Genomic DNA, 2629 nt, shown 5'->3' on the forward strand with positions numbered 1-2629 from the left:
GCCTCCGGCGCCCGGAACAACGCCGCCGCGTCCAGGTCGGCGCCGGCCTCCGTGCCGTAGGCGTCCCTGCTCTCCCAGGCGTGCTCGTATGCCGTCATCTGCCGCTCGGTGTACCGCTTCACGCACGACGGGTCCTCGACGCCCAGGTGCTCGGCGACGTACGCGACCACCGGCCACGGCACGTCCAGCGGGTCCTCCAGGTAGAGGCCCAGATACCGGACCGTGCACATCTGTAGCGCGAAGCCCAGCCGGTTGTGATCACTCCGTCGCTTCCCGATCAGCCGCCGGTCCAGGTCATCGAGGTAGAAGAACCGCTCCATCTCCGGACGCGTCGGCTCCTCAACGAACCGTCCGTACGCCCCGGCCTGCTCATCAGTCAGAAACTCCATCGACACGCGGCGGACGGTAGCCCCGAGCTGACCAGCGCAGACGATCTTCGATGGAAGATCGACGGTACGAGTGATCACTGCGCTAGTGAGCGAGATCCTTCCTTACCGCTACTGGCGTTGGCGCTGTGATGTCGTCAAGGTGAGGGCGGTTTCGGCGCGGCATCCGTCGATGAGGTTGCTGTGGTACGGGAAGCCGTCGGCCGCTCCTGTTCGTTGTACGTGTTCAGCACAGACGCATCCGCGACGTTGGGAAGCCTCGCGTCGACGTAGTCGGCGACTTCGGCCGGGATGTCCGTCGAGGTCGTCCGGGAATTTCCCCGAAGCAGTGCGCCGTCGTCAGCCGGACGGCGGCGGCCCCAGTGGCCAGAAGCTCGAGCGGCTCCGGTCTGTCAAAGCTGCAGTCAGGGCACTCCTCGGTGCGGCGTTCCCGGTGCTGGTTTCGTTCCGGTGTTCCTCAGCCCCCTGCCAGGCGAGGGAAGCGTGTCCTTGTCGACTCGCCAGCCGACTGGGCTGTGGCTGTCGTCCGGTGAGGGTGTTTACACAAGAGTGAATGCCGCAAATAGGACAGATCTGCATAAATATTGATATAAGGATTGCATGAGGTGGTCGCGCGCCTCCTGCCTCCCGCCGTTGCAGCCGCGCCCACCTGCGTCTGTCTTCATTGGATCACATTTGGTGTCATAGGGGAGAGGCATGCAGCAGTTCACCAGTGCGGCATCACGACAGCCGAGCCGCACACCGCATCGGGTGCCCGTCCGGCCTGGCCCGGGTACTAGCCGCTATGTACCGGTGGTGGTCTGTGCCGACGTCGCCGGAGCGGCGCTGTCGACGGCGACGGTGTTCGTGGCGATCGGCGAGCCTCATCCCGTGAGCCAGGCAGTGGTTATCAGCGTCCTCTGGTGGCTCGTGGGCCTCACCAGCCGACGGTACGCACCATGGACATGGGACGAGGGCGCTGCGATCGGGCCGGTCGTCCGGGACTGGCTGGTGCTCCTCGGAGCCCTGGTTGCCTTGCGGGCCGCATGCGGTTTCGGTGGTGCGCCTGCGGCTGTTGTTGCTGCGCTCTTCCCGTCTTTGGTGTTCACTGCGGTCTGCCGCAAGGGGGTCCACCGTCATCTCATGGGCGTACGGCGGCGCGCCCAGGCGTTGCGGCGCGTCCTCGTCATTGGCGAAGCCCAGGCGGTGGATGCGGTGGTTGGGCAACTGGCCGAACGCACCGACCACGGGTATGTGACGGTCGGGGCATGTGTAGTAGGCGACGGCGACGTGCTGTCCGGCGTACGGGTATGTGCCCGGCTCTCGGCCGACGAACCCACTGGGCTCGACGAGGATGCCCAGTCCGTAGGGGAGGCCGCCGACGCACTCGCCGCCGAGACGGTCTTCGTGGCCACAGGCGGATGCATGTCCTGGGGCCGGCTGCGTCGGCTGTCATGGGCCCTGCACGAACGGGACTGCTCACTGTTGGTTCTTCCGGGCATCATTGAGGTTGCCCGGCGCAGGATCCGGCTCACCTCGGCGGCTGGACTCACCCTGCTGCACATCTCACCGCCGATGCGACGTGGTTTGCCGACACTTCTGAAGGACGTCACCGACCGGATGGGTGCGCTGCTCTTGCTCATCACGCTCGCCCCGCTGTTCACGCTTCTGGCGCTCGCCGTACGCATGAGTTCGCCAGGGCCGGTGATCTACCGCCAGACACGAGTTGGTCGGGACAACGCGCACTTTTCCATGTGGAAGTTCCGGACCATGGTCGTCGACGCGGACCGGGTGAAGAGCGACCTGGTGACCGCCAACGAGCATGACGGCCACATGTTCAAGCTGCGCCAGGACCCGCGCGTCACACGGCTCGGCCGCCTTCTGCGGCGATACTCCCTGGACGAACTTCCTCAGCTGGTCAATGTCCTGCTGGGCCACATGTCACTGGTGGGGCCCCGCCCGCCGTTGCCGGAAGAAGTCACCTGCTATGACCAGACGGAGATGCGCCGACTGAACGTCAAGCCGGGCCTTACGGGCCTTTGGCAGGTGAGTGGGCGGTCTGACCTGACCTGGCACGAGACTGTCTCACTCGATCTGCGGTACGTGGATAACTGGTCCTGGACCTGGGACATGGCGGTCATGGCCCGCACTGTACGGGCCGTGTTTGAGGGCCGCGGCGCCTACTAGCGTCTACCGAAGCCGGTGCCGGACGGCGGGAGCCGCAGAATCTGGGGATCAAACGTTTGGAGCATCCGGTGGACCGA

At 65.7% G+C, this 2629-nt stretch carries 2 protein-coding genes; one reads left to right on the plus strand and one right to left on the minus strand.

The genetic code is table 11. The features are described 5' to 3' along the window. A partial coding sequence (locus tag AB0N17_RS45960) for a DUF4158 domain-containing protein (protein ID WP_366017630.1) occupies nucleotides 1-395 on the minus strand: 395 nt, incomplete at its 3' end. 687 nt (nucleotides 396-1082) lie between these two features. On the opposite strand from AB0N17_RS45960, the gene AB0N17_RS45965 reads away from it, so the two are divergent. Then, complete coding sequence (locus AB0N17_RS45965; protein ID WP_366017631.1) at nucleotides 1083-2552, plus strand: sugar transferase; 1470 nt, start codon at nucleotides 1083-1085, stop codon at nucleotides 2550-2552. The last annotated feature ends 77 nt before the right edge of the window (nucleotides 2553-2629 follow it).

It is taken from the genome of Streptomyces sp. NPDC051133, from assembly GCF_040682635.1.
In the GTDB taxonomy this organism is placed as follows: Bacteria; Actinomycetota; Actinomycetes; order Streptomycetales; family Streptomycetaceae; genus Streptomyces.